General features: G+C 60.0%; 15 protein-coding genes. 8 read left to right on the forward strand and 7 right to left on the reverse strand.

Annotation, left to right across the window (positions count from 1 at the left end):
- Positions 1-10: 10 nt before the first annotated feature.
- Positions 11-685 (reverse strand): hypothetical protein, encoded by a 675-nt coding sequence (locus ASD70_RS09430; RefSeq protein WP_056846297.1) that lies wholly within the window; start codon positions 683-685, stop codon positions 11-13.
- An 89-nt stretch (positions 686-774) separates the two neighbouring features.
- Between ASD70_RS09430 and ASD70_RS09435 the strand changes: the two genes are divergently transcribed.
- Positions 775-1,749: a LysR family transcriptional regulator gene (locus tag ASD70_RS09435; protein ID WP_056846298.1), complete on the forward strand. Its 975-nt coding sequence runs from the start codon at positions 775-777 to the stop codon at positions 1,747-1,749.
- A gap of 60 nt (positions 1,750-1,809) precedes the next feature.
- Here the strand turns inward: ASD70_RS09435 and ASD70_RS09440 are convergent, their stop codons facing one another.
- Both ASD70_RS09440 and ASD70_RS09445 read right to left on the reverse strand, forming a co-directional pair.
- Positions 1,810-2,217, reverse strand: a complete 408-nt coding sequence (locus ASD70_RS09440) for a PA2817 family protein (protein ID WP_003190109.1) — start codon at positions 2,215-2,217, stop codon at positions 1,810-1,812.
- A gap of 76 nt (positions 2,218-2,293) precedes the next feature.
- On the reverse strand, positions 2,294-4,741 hold the full coding sequence (locus tag ASD70_RS09445) for an acyl-CoA dehydrogenase (protein ID WP_056846299.1): 2,448 nt from the start codon (positions 4,739-4,741) through the stop codon (positions 2,294-2,296).
- A 191-nt stretch (positions 4,742-4,932) separates the two neighbouring features.
- On the opposite strand from ASD70_RS09445, the gene ASD70_RS09450 reads away from it, so the two are divergent.
- The 4 genes from ASD70_RS09450 to ASD70_RS09465 all read left to right on the forward strand — a co-directional run bounded on the left by ASD70_RS09450 (position 4,933) and on the right by ASD70_RS09465 (position 8,110).
- On the forward strand, positions 4,933-5,592 hold the full coding sequence (locus ASD70_RS09450) for a transglutaminase-like domain-containing protein (RefSeq protein WP_046069046.1): 660 nt from the start codon (positions 4,933-4,935) through the stop codon (positions 5,590-5,592).
- A 56-nt stretch (positions 5,593-5,648) separates the two neighbouring features.
- Positions 5,649-6,266, forward strand: coding sequence for a glutathione S-transferase family protein (locus ASD70_RS09455; RefSeq protein ID WP_056846325.1), 618 nt, complete (start codon positions 5,649-5,651; stop codon positions 6,264-6,266).
- 135 nt (positions 6,267-6,401) lie between these two features.
- Entirely contained in the window at positions 6,402-7,334 is a 933-nt protein-coding gene (locus ASD70_RS09460) for an ABC transporter ATP-binding protein (protein ID WP_056846300.1), read from the forward strand.
- The gene (locus ASD70_RS09465) at positions 7,331-8,110 is read left to right on the forward strand and encodes an ABC transporter permease (RefSeq protein ID WP_046069044.1); all 780 of its coding nucleotides are present in this window, start codon (positions 7,331-7,333) and stop codon (positions 8,108-8,110) included. The genes ASD70_RS09460 and ASD70_RS09465 overlap by 4 nt, the downstream gene beginning before the upstream one ends.
- Before the next feature lie 132 nt (positions 8,111-8,242).
- On the opposite strand, the gene ASD70_RS09470 is transcribed toward ASD70_RS09465, so the two are convergent.
- Positions 8,243-8,782, reverse strand: coding sequence for a TetR/AcrR family transcriptional regulator (locus ASD70_RS09470; protein ID WP_056846301.1), 540 nt, complete (start codon positions 8,780-8,782; stop codon positions 8,243-8,245).
- Between the two features lie 91 nt (positions 8,783-8,873).
- Between ASD70_RS09470 and ASD70_RS09475 the strand changes: the two genes are divergently transcribed.
- From ASD70_RS09475 to ASD70_RS09485, 3 genes are all read left to right on the forward strand, one after another.
- Positions 8,874-10,061 carry an MFS transporter gene (locus ASD70_RS09475; RefSeq protein WP_056846302.1) on the forward strand — a complete coding sequence of 396 codons (1,188 nt, stop codon included), beginning with the start codon at positions 8,874-8,876 and terminating at the stop codon, positions 10,059-10,061.
- A gap of 108 nt (positions 10,062-10,169) precedes the next feature.
- Entirely contained in the window at positions 10,170-11,318 is a 1,149-nt protein-coding gene (locus tag ASD70_RS09480) for a TDT family transporter (RefSeq protein WP_056846303.1), read from the forward strand.
- 57 nt (positions 11,319-11,375) lie between these two features.
- A complete protein-coding gene (locus ASD70_RS09485) occupies positions 11,376-13,250 on the forward strand; it encodes an MFS transporter (RefSeq protein ID WP_056846304.1) in 1,875 nt (624 codons plus the stop codon).
- A 105-nt stretch (positions 13,251-13,355) separates the two neighbouring features.
- On the opposite strand, the gene sugE is transcribed toward ASD70_RS09485, so the two are convergent.
- The 3 genes from sugE to rdgC all read right to left on the reverse strand — a co-directional run bounded on the left by sugE (position 13,356) and on the right by rdgC (position 15,816).
- Entirely contained in the window at positions 13,356-13,670 is a 315-nt protein-coding gene (gene sugE / locus ASD70_RS09490; RefSeq protein ID WP_010211634.1) for a quaternary ammonium compound efflux SMR transporter SugE, read from the reverse strand.
- A 112-nt stretch (positions 13,671-13,782) separates the two neighbouring features.
- Complete coding sequence (locus ASD70_RS09495) at positions 13,783-14,742, reverse strand: bile acid:sodium symporter family protein (RefSeq protein WP_046069039.1); 960 nt, start codon at positions 14,740-14,742, stop codon at positions 13,783-13,785.
- 153 nt (positions 14,743-14,895) lie between these two features.
- Complete coding sequence (rdgC, locus tag ASD70_RS09500; RefSeq protein ID WP_003172886.1) at positions 14,896-15,816, reverse strand: recombination-associated protein RdgC; 921 nt, start codon at positions 15,814-15,816, stop codon at positions 14,896-14,898.
- Positions 15,817-15,820: the final 4 nt, after the last annotated feature.

A 15,820-nucleotide genomic window follows, 5' to 3' on the forward strand; every position in this document is an offset into this window, starting at 1 on the left:
GGTGGGTCAGTCACTCATGCTGTGATTGAGCCTCCGCCATCGGGAGCAAGCCCCCTCCCACATTGATTTCGTAGCGCACCGACAGGGCTCCTTTTTTCTCCGACAATGCCAAAATCGTCACCTGCCCCAGTTCGCTCAACGTTTGCACATGGGTGCCACCGCAAGCGTATGACGGCAACTCGCCGAAGCCGACTTCCCGGATGCCTTCTTCCAGCCTCATATGCCTTGGGTAGTCGGCGTTGATCCATTGGTTGACCTGCAGTTGAAGCATTTGGGCATCCATGTCCTGTGCAGCTTCGCCACGGATAAACGTGATCTTGCCTTCACCCGGCCAATGGTGGGCCTTGATCGGCATCCAGCCCAGGCGTTCGCCGGCATTGCCAATCAAATGCCCCGCCGAATGCAGGCGGGTGTGCAGCGCGCGGCGCTGTGCATCGACCCGCGCAATGATCGGGCCGGGTTGCAACGGCTGATCAACGTAATGCACCACATGCTCGGCTTCCTGCATGACCCGCAGTACCTGGCTGTTGCCGAGCCAGCCAGTGTCGAACGGCTGGCCGCCGCCTTGGGGATGGAAGATCGTCGACTGCAGGATCACGGCAAATTGCTCTTCGTGCGCAGTGCAATTGAGCACTTCCAGCTCAGCTGTAAGGTGGTCGTGGGTAAAAAACAGGCGCTCGGTCATCATCTACATCCGCATCGGGGTTCTGCGGACAGTATAAATAGTGCGTGGATGGGTGATAATCCACTCAATTATCAATGGACCTGTGCGTCATGAGCATCAATCTTCCCTTGTCGCTGCTGGGCGAAATGGCAATTTTCGTCAGAGTCGTGGAAACCGGCAGCTTCTCCGAAGCGGCGCGGCAACTGAGCGTTTCACCCTCGGCTGTAAGCCGCAGCATTTCACGCCTGGAGCAGGCCCTGGCCACGCGCTTGCTGCAACGCACCACGCGCAAGCTGCGCCTGAGCGAGGGTGGCGAAGAGGTGTTCAAGCGTTGCCAGGAGATGGTCAACGCGGCCCGCTCGGTGATGGAAATCAGTGGCCAGTTCAACCATGAAGCCGAGGGCCTGGTGCGGGTCAGCGTGCCCAAGGCGGTGGGGCGCTTTGTGGTGCATCCGCATATGCCTGAATTTCTGCGGCGCTATCCCAAGGTGGATGTGCAGTTGATCCTCGAGGATAGGCACGTGGATCTGATCGACGATAATGTCGACCTGAGCATTCGCATCACTGACAGCCCGCCGCCTGGCTTGGTCGGGCGCCAGTTATTGCCCATCGAACACTTGCTGTGCGCGACGCCGCAGTACCTGGCCGAGCATGGCACCCCGTGCCATCCCCACGATTTGCTCGAACACAGTTGCATCTACCTGGGGGAAACCCCGGGCGACTCGCGCTGGAAATTCCGCCAGGCCGGCAAGGCGGTGACGGTTGGCGTACGCGGGCGTTATGCGGCGAACCACACTGGGGTGCGGTTGGATGCGGTATTGCAGCATGTGGGGATTGGCAGCTTGCCGTATTTCACGGCGCGGCATGCGTTGGCGGCGGGCCAGTTGGTGCAAGTGTTGCCGGCGTGGGACTTTATTGCGTCTTACCATGGCCAGGCGTGGTTGCTGCACTCGCCGACGCGGTATTTGCCGCCGAAGTTGCGGGTATTTATTGATTATCTGGTGGAGTGCATGGCGAAAGAGCCAAAGCTAAATGTGGGAGGGGGCTTGCCCCCGATAGCGGTCTGTCAGTCACCTTTGCATTGATTGACCCACTGCTATCGGGGGCAAGCCCCCTCCCACATTTGAATCTCAGTGTTTGAAAAGTCAGTGCTTGCTCTGGTCTTGGGGCATGGCCAGCAGTTGCTTTTCCTGGTTCCAGTCGAACGGTTCGTCGTTCTGTTCGGCTTCATAGCGACGCTCTTCCAGGGCCTGGTACAGGTCCAGTTCCTCGTCGGGCATGAAGTGCAGGCAGTCACCGCCAAAGAACCACAGCAGATCGCGGGGGACCAAATGGGCGATCTGCGGGTAGCGCAGGATGACCTGGCTCATCAGGTCCTGGCCCAGGTACTGGCTTTCGATCGGGTCGATTGGCAGCAGGGCGCGCAGTTCGTCAAAACGCTCCAGGAACAGCGAGTGGCTTTCCTCGGGCACCTGTTCGGCTTCGCCGACGGCAACCAGGATGCTGCGCAGGTGGTCGAGCAAGACGAGATGATCGGCAACGACGTTGGACACGAGATAAAGTCCTCTAAAGCAAAAACGGGCGCGAGAGTATATGCCTCTCGCGCCCGTATTTATATGACCGCTTGACTCAGCGGACTTTACCTTCGGCCTGGATCAGCTCTTCCTTGCTGAAATCATCCACGTCGATCACCTTGCGCCGCGCCGCTTCGGCGTCGCGCAGGGTTTGCGCTTCGGCCGGTTGCAGTACGCCGGCATGCAGGGCTGCGTCGATGGCAGACTCACCGGCCGTCGGTTTGACTTGCCCGCTTTTAAGTGCGGCATGCAGTTTTTTCTGCAACGGATGGCTGGCGCCGAGCAGGTCGTAGGCATGCTGCAGCGCGCCCACTGGATCTTCTGCCGATTGCGGGCGATAACAGCCGGCCAGCAATTCTTCCAGGGTCGGGTCGCCCTTGGCGCGACCGATCACTGCGGCCACTTCGGCATCCAGCGCGTCGGACGGCCCGGTGTGACGACGCCCGAACGGGAACACGATCACCCGCAGCAGGCAGCCCAACACTTTGTTCGGGAAGTTGCTCAGCAGCTCATCCAGTGCACGTTCCGATTCACCCAGGCTTTCTTCCATGGCCCAGGCAAACAGCGGTTCCAGGTGATCCGGCGAGTCCAGGTCGTGATAACGCTTGAGCGCCGCCGATGCCAGGTACATATGGCTGAGTACGTCACCCAGACGCGCCGACAAGCGTTCGCGGCGTTTCAGTTCACCGCCCAGCAGCATCATGCTCAGGTCTGCCAGCAGCGCAAACGCCGCCGCCTGGCGGTTCAGGGCGCGGAAGTAGCCCTGGCTCAAACGGTTGCCGGGGGCCTTCTCGAAATGCCCGAAGCCCAGGTTCAGCACCAGGGTGCTGGCCGCGTTGCTCACGGCAAAGCCGATGTGTTGCATCAGCAGGCCATCGAATTCCTTCAACGCCTGGTCATGGTCTTCGCGACCGGCCAGGGCCATCTCCTTGAGGACGAACGGATGGCAGCGAATCGCGCCCTGGCCGAAGATCATCAGATTGCGCGAAAGGATATTCGCGCCTTCCACCGTGATGAAGATCGGCGCCCCTTGCCAGCTACGGCCCAGATAGTTGTTCGGGCCCATGATGATGCCCTTGCCGCCGTGCACGTCCATGGCGTGGCTGATGCACTCACGGCCACGCTCGGTCAGGTGATACTTGAGGATCGCCGACAACACCGAGGGCTTCTCGCCCAAATCCACGGCATTGGCGGTGAGCATGCGGGCGCTGTCCATCAGCCAGGCATTGCCGCCGATGCGCGCCAGGGCTTCCTGGATACCTTCGAAGGCCGACAGCGGTACGTTGAACTGTTCGCGCACCTGGGCGTATTGCCCGGTCACCAGGCTGGTGAACTTGGCCGCGCCGGTACCGACCGCAGGCAGGGAGATGGAGCGGCCCACCGACAGGCAGTTCATCAGCATCATCCAACCCTTGCCGAGCATTTCCTCGCCACCGATCAGGTATTCCAGGGGGATGAACACGTCCTTGCCGGAGTTGGGGCCGTTCATGAACGCGGCGCCCAGGGGCAGATGACGACGGCCGATTTCAACGCCAGGGGTGTCCGTAGGTATCAATGCGAGACTGATGCCCAGGTCTTCTTCCTCGCCCAGCAGATGGTCCGGGTCATGGGCCTTGAAGGCCAGGCCGAGCAGGGTCGCGACCGGGCCGAGGGTGATGTAGCGCTTTTCCCAGTTCAGGCGCAGGCCGAGGGTTTCCTTGCCTTCCCATTCGCCTTTGCAGATCACGCCGGTGTCGGGCATGGCGCCCGCATCAGAGCCGGCTAGCGGGCCGGTGAGGGCGAAGCATGGAATGTCGTCGCCACGGGCCAGGCGCGGCAGGTAGTGGTTGCGCTGTTCTTCGGTGCCGTAGTGCAACAGCAGCTCGGCCGGGCCGAGGGAGTTGGGCACCATCACGGTGGAGGCGAGGTCACCGCTGCGGGTCGCGAGTTTCATCGCGACCTGGGAGTGGGCATAGGCAGAGAAGCCTTTGCCACCGTATTCCTTGGGAATGATCAGGGCGAAAAAGCCGTGGGTCTTGATGTGTTCCCAGGCCTCCGGCGGCAGGTCCATGGCCTGGCCGATTTCCCAGTCGCTGACCATGGCACAGAGTTCTTCGGTAGGGCCGTCGATAAACGCCTGTTCTTCTTCGGTCAATTGCACCTTGGGGTAGGCCAGCAATTTGTCCCAGTCGGGGCGCCCGCTGAACAGTTCCCCGTCCCACCAGACGGTGCCGGCATCGATGGCATCGCGTTCGGTCTCGGACATCGGCGGCAAGACTTTCTGGAACCAGCTGAACAGCGGCTTGGTGAAGTATTGGCGGCGCAGGTCGGGCAACAGCAACGGCACGGCGACCACGGCGATCAGCACCCAGAAGATCAGCAGCAGCCAACCCGGTGCGTGGCTCCAGGCGCCCATCGCCAGCAGGTAGACGGCGACCACGCCCAGGGCGGGCAGGGGGGCGGTACGGCGGTGTGCCAGGTAGGCAATGCCGACCACCAGCACCAGTATCCACAACAACAGCATATGCAATCCTCCGTGAAACCAGGGGCGAAACCACCAGGGAGCTTAGTCGGCATCCGATCAAGCCGGGTGATCAGGGTGTTACAAGTTGTACTCGACTACCCATCCGCAGGCGCCGACATTTGGCCGAATCGTCGTTATCTCTTGTGGCAAGCCTGTCGTTAGACTCGAGGCTTCCTTTGGAGATCAAGCTTATGAACGCATACTTGAGTCCCAGCCGCTTCATCGATAGTGACCACCCTGCAGTGGTGGAGTTCGCCGAAAAACATCGCGGAACCCATGCGGATTTAAGTGACCAGGCAGTCAGTCTCTACTACGCCGTGCGTGAGGCGATTCGCTACAACCCCTACACCTTCAGCCGTGACCCTGGCACCTTGAACGCCAGCTTCGCCCTGGCTGCCGGTGAAAGCTATTGCGTGCCCAAGGCCACCTTGCTCGCTGCCTGCGCCCGCCACTGCGGTATCCCTGCGCGAATCGGCTTGGCGGATGTGCGCAATCACCTGTCCACCCCACGCCTGCTCGCCCTGCTCAAAAGTGACGTGTTCGCCATGCATGGTTATACCGAGCTCTGCCTGAACGGCCGCTGGGTCAAGGCGACTCCTGCGTTCAACCAGCAACTGTGCGAGGTGTTCGACGTGCCACCGCTGGAATTCGATGGCCTTCACGACAGCGTCTTTCACGCCTTCAACCGCCAGGGTCAGCGCTCGATGGAGTATCTGGTGGACCACGGGCAATTTGCCGATGTGCCCGAGGCATTTTTCTTCGCCCATATCCAGCAGTGTTACCCGCACCTGTTTACCGACGATGCACCGATCCTGATGGGCGATATGCGCAGCGATTCAAGCCGCGCCTGAACCGGCGTATGCTGCTGCCTTCATCCTGCCAAGTTCATCAACAAGAAGGCGCGGTCATGCTGAAAATCTGGGGTCGTAAAAATTCGTCAAACGTCAGGAAAGCACTGTGGTGCGCCGAGGAGCTCGGCCTGGACTATGAGGCAATTGATGCGGGCGGGGCTTTCGGTGTGGTCGACACTCCGCAGTACCGGGCCCTGAACCCAAATGGCCGGGTGCCGATGATCGAGGATGGCGACTTTGTGTTGTGGGAGTCCAACACCATCGTGCGTTATCTGTGTGCCAAGCAGGCTTCGACATGGTACCCGAGCGACCTGAAGGCCCGCGCCAACGCGGAAAAGTGGATGGACTGGACCACCTCCACCTTCGCCGAACCCTTCAAGACGGTGTTCTGGGGCGTGCTGCGCACCCCGGCAGAGAAGCAGAATTGGGACAACATCCATGCCGGGCGCCAAGCCTGCATCGAGGTGCTCAAGACTGTCGACCATGCCCTTGCCGAGCAACCTTACCTGTCGGGCAATGAGATCGGCATGGGTGATATCCCCCTGGGCAGCTTTATCTACGCCTGGTTCGAGATGCCTATCGAACGCCCTGCAATGCCCAATCTAGAGGCCTGGTACCAACGCCTTCAACAGCGGCCGGCCTATCGCAAAGCGGTGATGACCGCGTTGACTTAATACACACTATTAATACGGGTGACTGTACTTGTGCGGCATGGGCACGCACCATGCTCGCACTGCACCGCCGGTTGAACTACCGGCGGTGTGCCCTCATCTATTGTTTCTATTCCCTTCTTTGGTGCGTATCCCGATATGAGTTCCGCTCTGTCCATCCGGCAGCTAACCAAAACCTACGGCAACGGTTTCCAGGCCCTGAGTGGTATCGATCTGGATGTTGCCGAAGGTGATTTCTTCGCCTTGCTCGGCCCCAACGGTGCCGGCAAATCCACCACCATCGGCATCCTCTCGACCCTGGTCAACAAGACCAGCGGCACGGTGAATATCTTCGGGCATGACCTGGATAAATCCCCGGCGGCGCTCAAGCGTTCCATTGGCGTGGTGCCCCAGGAATTCAACTTCAACCAGTTCGAAAAGACCTTCGATATTGTCGTGACCCAGGCTGGCTACTACGGCATCCCGGCGAAAATCGCCAAGGAGCGCGCCGAGCAGTACCTGACCCAACTGGGCCTGTGGGACAAGCGCGATGTACCTTCACGTTCGCTGTCCGGTGGTATGAAGCGCCGCCTGATGATTGCCCGCGCCCTGGTGCATGAGCCGCGCCTGTTGATCCTCGACGAACCTACCGCGGGCGTGGACATTGAACTGCGCCGCTCAATGTGGACCTTCCTCACCGAGCTGAACGAGAAGGGCATCACCATCATCCTCACCACCCACTACCTGGAAGAGGCTGAGCAGCTGTGCCGCAACATCGGCATCATCGACCACGGCACCATTGTCGAGAACACCAGCATGCGCAACCTGCTGGGTCAGTTGCATGTGGAAACCTTCCTGCTCGACCTGAAGAACAACCTGACGGTGGCACCGCAACTGGTGGGTTATCCAAGCCGCCTGGTCGACAGCCACACCCTGGAAGTGCAGGTGGACAAGGCCATGGGCATCACCGCGCTGTTCACCCAGTTGGCGACCCTGAACATCGAAGTGTTGAGCCTGCGTAATAAAACCAATCGCCTTGAGGAGTTGTTCGTGTCCCTGGTGGAGAAAAATCTGGCGAAGGTGGCGGTATGAGTTCCGAACTACAACCCAACCTCGTCGCGCTGCAAACCATTGTCTATCGCGAAGTGAAGCGCTTTACCCGGATCTGGCCGCAGACCCTGCTGCCGCCGGCAATCACCATGGTCCTGTACTTTGTGATCTTCGGTAACCTGATCGGCCGGCAGATCGGTGACATGGGTGGGTTTACCTACATGGAGTACATCGTGCCGGGCCTGATCATGATGTCGGTGATCACCAACTCCTACGGCAACGTGGTCTCCAGTTTCTTCGGCAGCAAGTTCCAGCGCTCCATCGAGGAACTCATGGTTTCGCCAGTGTCGCCCCACACGATCCTGATCGGCTACACCCTGGGCGGCGTGCTGCGTGGCCTGATGGTGGGTGTGATCGTGACGCTGCTGTCGCTGTTCTTCACCCACCTGCAGGTGCATCACCTTGGCGTCACCATCCTGGTGGTAGTGCTCACGGCGACGATCTTCTCGCTGCTGGGGTTTATCAACGCCGTTTTCGCACGCAACTTCGATGATATCTCGATCATTCCGACCTTCGTGCTGACGCCGCTGACCTACCTGGGCGGGGTGTTCTACTCCATCACCTTGCTGCCGCCGTTCTGGCAGACCGTGTCCCTGGCCAACCCTGTGCTGCATATGGTCAACGCCTTTCGCTACGGCATTCTGGGCGTGTCGGACATCAAGATCAGCGTGGCGATCACCTTCATGGTCGTGGCGACCGTGGTGCTGTATGTCGGCTGTGCGCGGTTGCTGGTGAGTGGGCGTGGGATGCGTACTTAAATAGCGATTCAACGCGGTAAAAAATGTGGGAGGGGGCTCGCTCCCGATAGCGGTCTGTCAGACACCTTGTACTGACTGATCCACAGCTATCGGGAGCAAGCCCCCTCCCACATTTGGTTTGGTGTATGGCCTTCAGGCCTTCAGGGCCAGTTCTATCAGGGCATGCAGCTCTTCAACCGCCAAAGGCTGCGCCGAAAATAGAATACGGAATACCGTCGGCGCCGCGAGCAGGTTGATCAAGCGGTCCACACTCGGCGCCGTCTCTTGCGGATAACGATCGACGATCGCCTGCAATTGCCCGCCCAGAATGCTTACGCAATACCCAGGGGTCACGCTGCTTTGCACGTCGCGCATCATATTGCGCCCTACGTCCGTACTCATTTCATCCAGGTATTGCTCAGCCCAGGCCTGCAGGTCGCCGCGCAGGCTGCCGGTGTTTGCCGGCTCGCTGTCCGGGCGCAGGCGCGCCAGGGCTACATCGGCGAGCAACACGGAAAGGTCGCCCCAGCGCCGGTAGATGGTCGAGGGCGTAACGCCTGCGTGCGCCGCAATCATCGGCACAGTAATACTGGATCGCTCATGGGCTTCGAGCAATTCGCGCACTGCCGAATGAACGGATTCTTGTACCCGGGCACTACGGCCCCCCGGGCGGAGGCCTTCTTTAATCGCCATGCTTAAAACCTTAACACAAAGAATTTGCTTTAAGCGTCGACGGGTAGCACACTCTGCAAAAGCAAAATATTAGCTTTAGCGGAGCGTGCCCATGTCCAGCAACATTTCTCATCGTTCCAGCCTGGCGTTCCTGGTGATCACCGTGTTGACCTTCCTCGCCGCGTCCAGTGCGCCGACACCGTTGTATCAGGTGTACCAGGAAAACCTGCATTTTTCGGCCGCAATGCTCACGGCCATTTTCGGCGTTTATGCCGTGAGCCTGTTGGCGGCGTTGCTGACCGTAGGGTCGCTCTCGGATTACCTGGGGCGCAAGCCGGTGATCTTCGCCGCGCTGCTGCTGAATATCATGGCGATGCTGCTGTTTATCAACGCTGACAGCACCGCCTGCCTGCTTGCCGCTCGCGCATTGCAGGGCTTTGCGACCGGGACTGCCACTGCGGTGTTGAGCGCGACATTGCTCGACACCGACCGCGTGCGTGGCCCGATGCTCAACAGCCTCGCGCCGATGCTCGGCATGGCCTGTGGTGGCCTGGGCAGCGGCTTCCTGGTGGAGTACGCGCCGCGACCGACCCAATTGGTCTATTTCACCCTGCTGGGCTTGATGGTGCTGCAGGCCCTGTACCTGTGGCGTCTGCCTGAAACCGTCAGCCGGATACCGGGGGCCTTGAAGTCCCTGGCGCCAACCCTGCACGTGCCGCCCCAAGCGCGCCGGGCCTTGTGGTTGGCGATGCCGCTGAATGTGGCGGTGTGGGCGCTGGGTGGGTTCGTGTCCTCCCTGGCGCCGTCGCTGGTGCGGGCTGCGACGGGGTCGAGCTCGCATTTGATCGGCGGTGGCCTGGTGGCGGTAGTGACCCTGAGTGGCGCGGTGATGATCTACAGTCTGCGCAACCGTGCGGCCGACAAGGTCATGCGCCTGTCGGCGCTGCTGCTGGCGGTGGGTGTAGGGCTGCTGCTGGTTGCCGTGCAGACCGCCAGCCTGTGGCTGTTCTTTGTCGCCAGTGTGATTGCCGGCTTTGGTTTCGGCGGCGGCTTCATGGGCAGTGTGCGCAGTATTGTCGGCTTGGCGTTGCCTCATGAGCGGGCCGGCCTGATGTCAGCGTTCTATGTATTGAGCTACCTGGCGTTCTGTGTGCCGGCGTTGTTGGCGGGTAACCTGAGTCGAGTGTTTGGCCTTGTCGCTACTACGGATGGCTACGGTGTGATGCTTATCCTGCTGGCCCTCGGCGCACTCGCCGGGCTGCTGTTGCAGGATGCTTCACGAGGCAGAGCCGCCGCATAAAGTCTATATCTGCAAAATAGATAATAGTTAGAGATATTACCCGTTATATAGATATTCGAACGGGTTCTATCATGGCTTCAACCTCATGCGAGGAAGAGGATTAACGCCATGACCTGCTCGACTATCAACCGCTACAAACCTTTAAGTCACCTGGCCCGTCCCCGGGAAGTGATTCGCCAGTTCACTCCGAACTGGTTCGCCGCCACCATGGGCACCGGGGTGCTGGCGCTGGCATTGGCCCAACTGCCTGTCAGCCTGCCAGGCTTGCACGCTGTGGCAGAGGGTCTTTGGGTGTTCACCATCGGACTGTTCATGCTGTTCAGCGTGTTGTATGCCGCCCGTTGGGTGATGTTTTTTCACGAGGCACGGCGGATTTTCGGGCACTCCACAGTCTCGATGTTCTTCGGCACCATTCCTATGGGCCTGGCGACCATTCTTAACGGTTTGTTGCTGTTCGGCCTGCCGCGTTGGGGTGGTGATGTGATCCCGTTGGCTGAGGCTCTGTGGTGGTTGGACGTCGCCATGTCCCTGGCCTGTGGCGTGCTGATCCCGTTCATGATGTTCACTCGCCAGGAGCACAGCATTGATCAGATGACCGCGGTCTGGTTGTTGCCCGTGGTGGCTGCCGAAGTAGCGGCGGCCAGCGGTGGCTTGCTGGCCCCGCACTTGGTCGACGCCCATGCGCAACTGGTGATGCTGGTGACCAGCTACGTGCTGTGGGCGTTCTCGCTGCCAGTGGCGTTCAGCATCCTGACCATCCTGATGTTGCGCATGGCCTTGCATAAGTTGCCTCACGCCAATATGGCGGCGTCGAGCTGGCTGGCCCTGGGCCCTATCGGTACGGGTGCCCTGGGCATGTTGCTGCTCGGTAGTGATGCGCCGGCGATCTTCGCTGCCAATGGTCTGGCGAGTGTCGGTGAAATGGCCCATGGCCTGGGCCTGATCGCAGGCGTCACCTTGTGGGGCTTCGGCCTGTGGTGGATGTTGATCGCGGTGCTGATCACCCTGCGTTACCTGCGCGCCGGTATCCCGTTCAACCTGGGTTGGTGGGGTTTTACCTTTCCGCTGGGGGTGTATGCCCTGGCCACGTTGAAATTGGCGAACGTGCTGCAGCTGGGGTTCTTCAGCGTATTGGGCAGTGTGCTGGTGGCGGCGCTGGCGCTGATGTGGATGATCGTGGCCAAGCGCACGGTGCAGGGCGCGTATAAAGGCGAGCTTTTTGTTTCGCCATGCATTGCAGGGTTAGGGAATAAGTAGGCGGGATTAGGTAAAGTCGTGGCCTGATCAATAACAGGCCACGCAGGAACACGGACGATGAGCCACCCCTCGCAATTCACTTTGCTGCGCACACGGCGTTTCTTACCGTTTTTCATCACCCAGCTGCTGGGCGCGTTCAACGACAACATCTTCAAGCAATCGCTGATCCTGGCGATTCTCTATAAGCTCAGCATCGAGGGCGACCGCTCTATCTGGGTCAACCTGTGCGCTTTATTGTTTATCCTGCCGTTCTTCCTGTTCTCGGCATTGGCCGGGCAATTTGGCGAGAAATTCAACAAGGACGCCTTGATCCGTGCGATCAAGATCGGTGAGATCGTGATCATGGCCGTGGGCGCGACGGGCTTTTTGACCAATCATCTGGAGCTGATGCTGCTGGCACTGTTTGCCATGGGCACCCATTCGGCGCTGTTCGGACCGGTGAAGTACTCGATCATGCCCCAGGCCCTGCACGACGATGAGCTGGTGGGCGGCAACGGCCTGGTGGAAATGGGCACGTTCCTGGCGATCCTGGCCGGCACCATTGGCGCCGGGATCATGATGTCCTCCACCCATTACGCCCCGGTAGTGGCGGTGGCCATAGTCGGCGTGGCGGTGCTGGGCTACCTGGCCAGCCGCAGCATTCCGCGGGCGGCGGCTTCGACGCCGCAACTGCGCCTGAACTGGAATATCTTCACCCAGTCCTGGGCGACGTTGCGCATGGGCCTGGGGCAGACGCCAGCGGTGTCGCGCTCGATCGTCGGCAACTCTTGGTTCTGGTTTGTCGGCGCGATCTACCTCACGCAGATCCCGGCCTACGCCAAGGAATGGTTGTACGGCGACGAAACCGTGGTGACCTTGATCCTCACCGTGTTCTCAGTGGGCATCGCCCTGGGGTCGATGCTCTGCGAAAAACTCTCCGGGCGTAAGGTGGAGATCGGCCTGGTGCCGTTCGGCTCCTTCGGCCTGACGGTGTTCGGCCTGTTGCTGTGGTGGCACTCGGGGGGCTTCCCGCAGAACGTCCAGGCCAATGACTGGCTTGCGGTACTCAGTTACGGCCAGGCCTGGTGGGTGTTGTTCGATATCCTTGGCCTCGGCGTGTTCGGTGGTTTTTATATCGTGCCGCTGTATGCGCTGATCCAGTCGCGCACCGCTGAGAACGAACGGGCGCGGGTGATCGCGGCCAACAATATCCTCAATGCGCTGTTCATGGTGGTCTCGGCCATCGTCTCGATCCTGCTGCTGAGCGTGGCCAAGCTGTCGATCCCCGAGCTGTTCCTGGTGGTGTCGTTGCTCAACATCGCGGTCAACACCTACATCTTCAAGATCGTCCCTGAGTTCACCATGCGCTTCATGATCTGGCTGCTCAGCCACTCCATGTACCGCGTGGAGCATCGCAACCTGGAGCAGATTCCAGATGAGGGTGCGGCTCTGCTGGTGTGCAACCACGTGTCGTTTGTCGATGCGCTGTTGATTGGTGGCGCGGTGCGTCGGCCGATTCGCTTTGTCATGTACTACAAGATCTATCGTTTGCCGGTGCTCAACTTTATCTTCCGCACCGCCGGCGCGATTCCGATTGCCGGGCGGCATGAAGATATCCAGATCTATGAAAAGGCGTTTTCGCGGATTGCCCAGTACCTGCAGGATGGCGAGTTGGTGTGCATCTTCCCGGAAGGCAAGTTGACGGCCGATGGCGAGATGAATGAGTTTCGCGGTGGCGTGACGCGGATTCTGGAGGAAACACCGGTGCCGGTGATTCCGATGGCGTTGCAGGGGCTTTGGGGAAGTTTTTTCAGTCGCGATCCGCACAAGGGCTTTTTCCATCGGATTTGGTCGCGGGTGGTGTTGGTGGCGGGTGAGCCAATTGCCGTGGAGGCGGCAACGCCTGTGCAGTTGCAGGCGGCGGTGGGCGGTTTGCGGGGGAGTGTCAGGTAGCTATAGATTGGTGGGGGCGGCCTTATCGGGGGCAAGCCCCCTCCCACATTCTGAATGTGTTCACAAATCAAAAAGTGGGGGCTTGCCCTCGATGGTGGTAGCGGTCTAAGTGCTGATCTTGAGCCCAATGAGCCCGCAGATAATCAACGCCACACTGGCCAATCGAAACAGCGCCATGGATTCGCCAAACAGGATAATCCCGGCGATCACGGTACCTACCGCACCCACGCCGGTCCAGATCGCATAGGCAGTGCCCAGCGGCAACTCCTTCATGGCCAGCCCCAACAGCCCCAGGCTGACCGCCATGGCGGCAATTGTCAGGGCGGTGGGCAGTGGCTTGCTGAAACCGTCGGTGTACTTCAAACCCACGGCCCAGCCGACTTCAAACAACCCGGCAAAAAACAGAATGATCCAGGACATGATGACCTCGCTTCTACAAAGTGGGGTCGTCCCCTGAGTAAGCGCTTGATAGCGTCGCGAGGTCGTCCCCGCGAAGCTTGGTAGAGTGCCGAAATCGGATCAGACGATCAAGTTACGGCGCGCTTTCCAGTGCGCGGCGGTCTTCCTTTTCGCTCATGCGGCGGAAGTAGGTCGACAGCAGTGCTCCGGAAATATTGTGCCAGACACTGAACAACGCACTTGGCACTGCCGCCAGCGGCGAAAAGTGCGCACTGGCCAACGCGGCACCCAGCCCGGAGTTCTGCATGCCCACTTCCAGGGCCAACGACTTGCGTTGCGCCAAGGGCAATTTGAACAGGCGCCCGGTGAAATAGCCCAGCAGGTAACCGAAGCTGTTGTGCAGCATCACCACGGCCATGATCAGCAGGCCCGACTCGGCAATCTTCTGTTGGCTTGCGGCAACCACCGCGGCAACGATAATCACAATGCTGACCACCGATACCAGGGGCAGCACGTCCACCGCATGACGAACCCGCTCACCCAGTACGCGTTGCGCGACTACGCCAAGCACAATCGGCAACAGCACTACTTGCAGGATCGACCAGAACAGTTCCATGAACGATACCGGCAGCCAGGCCGAGGCCAGCAGCCAGATCAATGCCGGGGTGAGCAGCGGGGCGAGGAGGGTGGTGACAGCGGCAATGGCCACCGACAATGCCAGGTCGCCCCGGGCCAGCCACGTCATGACGTTGGACGAGGTGCCGCTTGGGCAACAGCCCACCAGGATCACGCCGACGGCAATTTCCGCCGGCAGATGGAACACCTGGCACAGCAACCATGCCACGCCGGGCATGATCACAAAATGCGCGACCACGCCCAAGGCCACGCGCCACGGGTGGCGCGCGACTTCGGCGAAGTCTTCGAGTTTCAAGGTCAACCCCATGCCGAACATCACCAGGCCCAGCAGGGGGACGATGGCGCCTTTGAGGCCGATGAACCAACCGGGTTCCAGGAAGGCCAGTACGGCAAATATCAACACCCAGTAGGCGAAGGTATTGCCGACGAAGCGGCTCAAGGCGGCGAGTGCACGCATGGGGGCATCCTTTTTGTTAGTTTTTTTAGTTGGCAATGCGATCAAATGTGGGAGGGGGCTTGCTCCCGATAGCGGTGGGTCAGCTACACATCTATTGGCTGACATACCGCCATCGAGAGCAAGCCCCCTCCCACATTTTGATCTTCACATGGCTTAGATGCCCTGTGGGGTTTCCTCACCACCCAACGCTTCAACCAGCGCCGGCAGGAACTCACCGAAGGTCAGCATCATCAAGGTAAAGCTGGCATCCAGTTGGCCCAAGGCTTCGTCGCCGCCGTCCTGTTCCGCCTGGTCTTGCAGCAGGTCTTCGAATTTCAGGCGCTTGACGGTCATCTTGTCGTCGAGCATGAAGGACAGTTTGTCCTGCCATGCCAGGGACAATTGAGTCACGACCTTGCCGGTGGTCAGGTGCAGCTGGATCTCTTCGCCGGTCAGGTCCTGGCGTTTGCAGCGCACGATACCGCCGTCTTCGTGGGTGTCGCGCAGTTCGCATTCGTCGAGGACAAAGAAGTCGTCGGCCGGTTTCTGGGTGGTGACCCAGTCGGTCATGATGGCAGTCGGTGCGGTTTTCACTGTCAGCGGACGGACTGGCAGGGTGCCGATCACTTCACGCAGGGTCGACAGCAAGTCTTCGGCGCGCTTGGGGCTGGCCGAGTTGACCAGGATCAGGCCCTGTTTCGGCGCGATGGCGGCGAAGGTCGACGAGCGACGGATAAAGGCGCGGGGCAGGAAGGCCTGGATGATTTCATCCTTGATCTGGTCGCGCTCCTTCTTATAGACCTTGCGCATCTGCTCGGCTTCGATCTCTTCGACTTTCTCTTTGAGTGCATCACGCACCACGCTACCCGGCAGGATGCGTTCTTCCTTGCGCGCTGCGATCAGCAGGAAGTCGCCGCTGACGTGAACCAGGGGAGCATCTTCACCTTTACCGAAAGGTGCGACGAAACCATAAGTGGTCAACTCCTGGCTTGCACAAGGGCGCGCCAGCTTGGTGGCCATGGCCGCTTCCAACGCCTCGGCATCAACAGGCAGATCTTGGGTCAGGCGATAGATAAGCAGGTTCTTGAACCACATGGGG

Source organism: Pseudomonas sp. Root569, from assembly GCF_001427465.1.
GTDB classification, from domain to species: domain Bacteria; phylum Pseudomonadota; class Gammaproteobacteria; order Pseudomonadales; family Pseudomonadaceae; genus Aquipseudomonas; species Aquipseudomonas synxantha.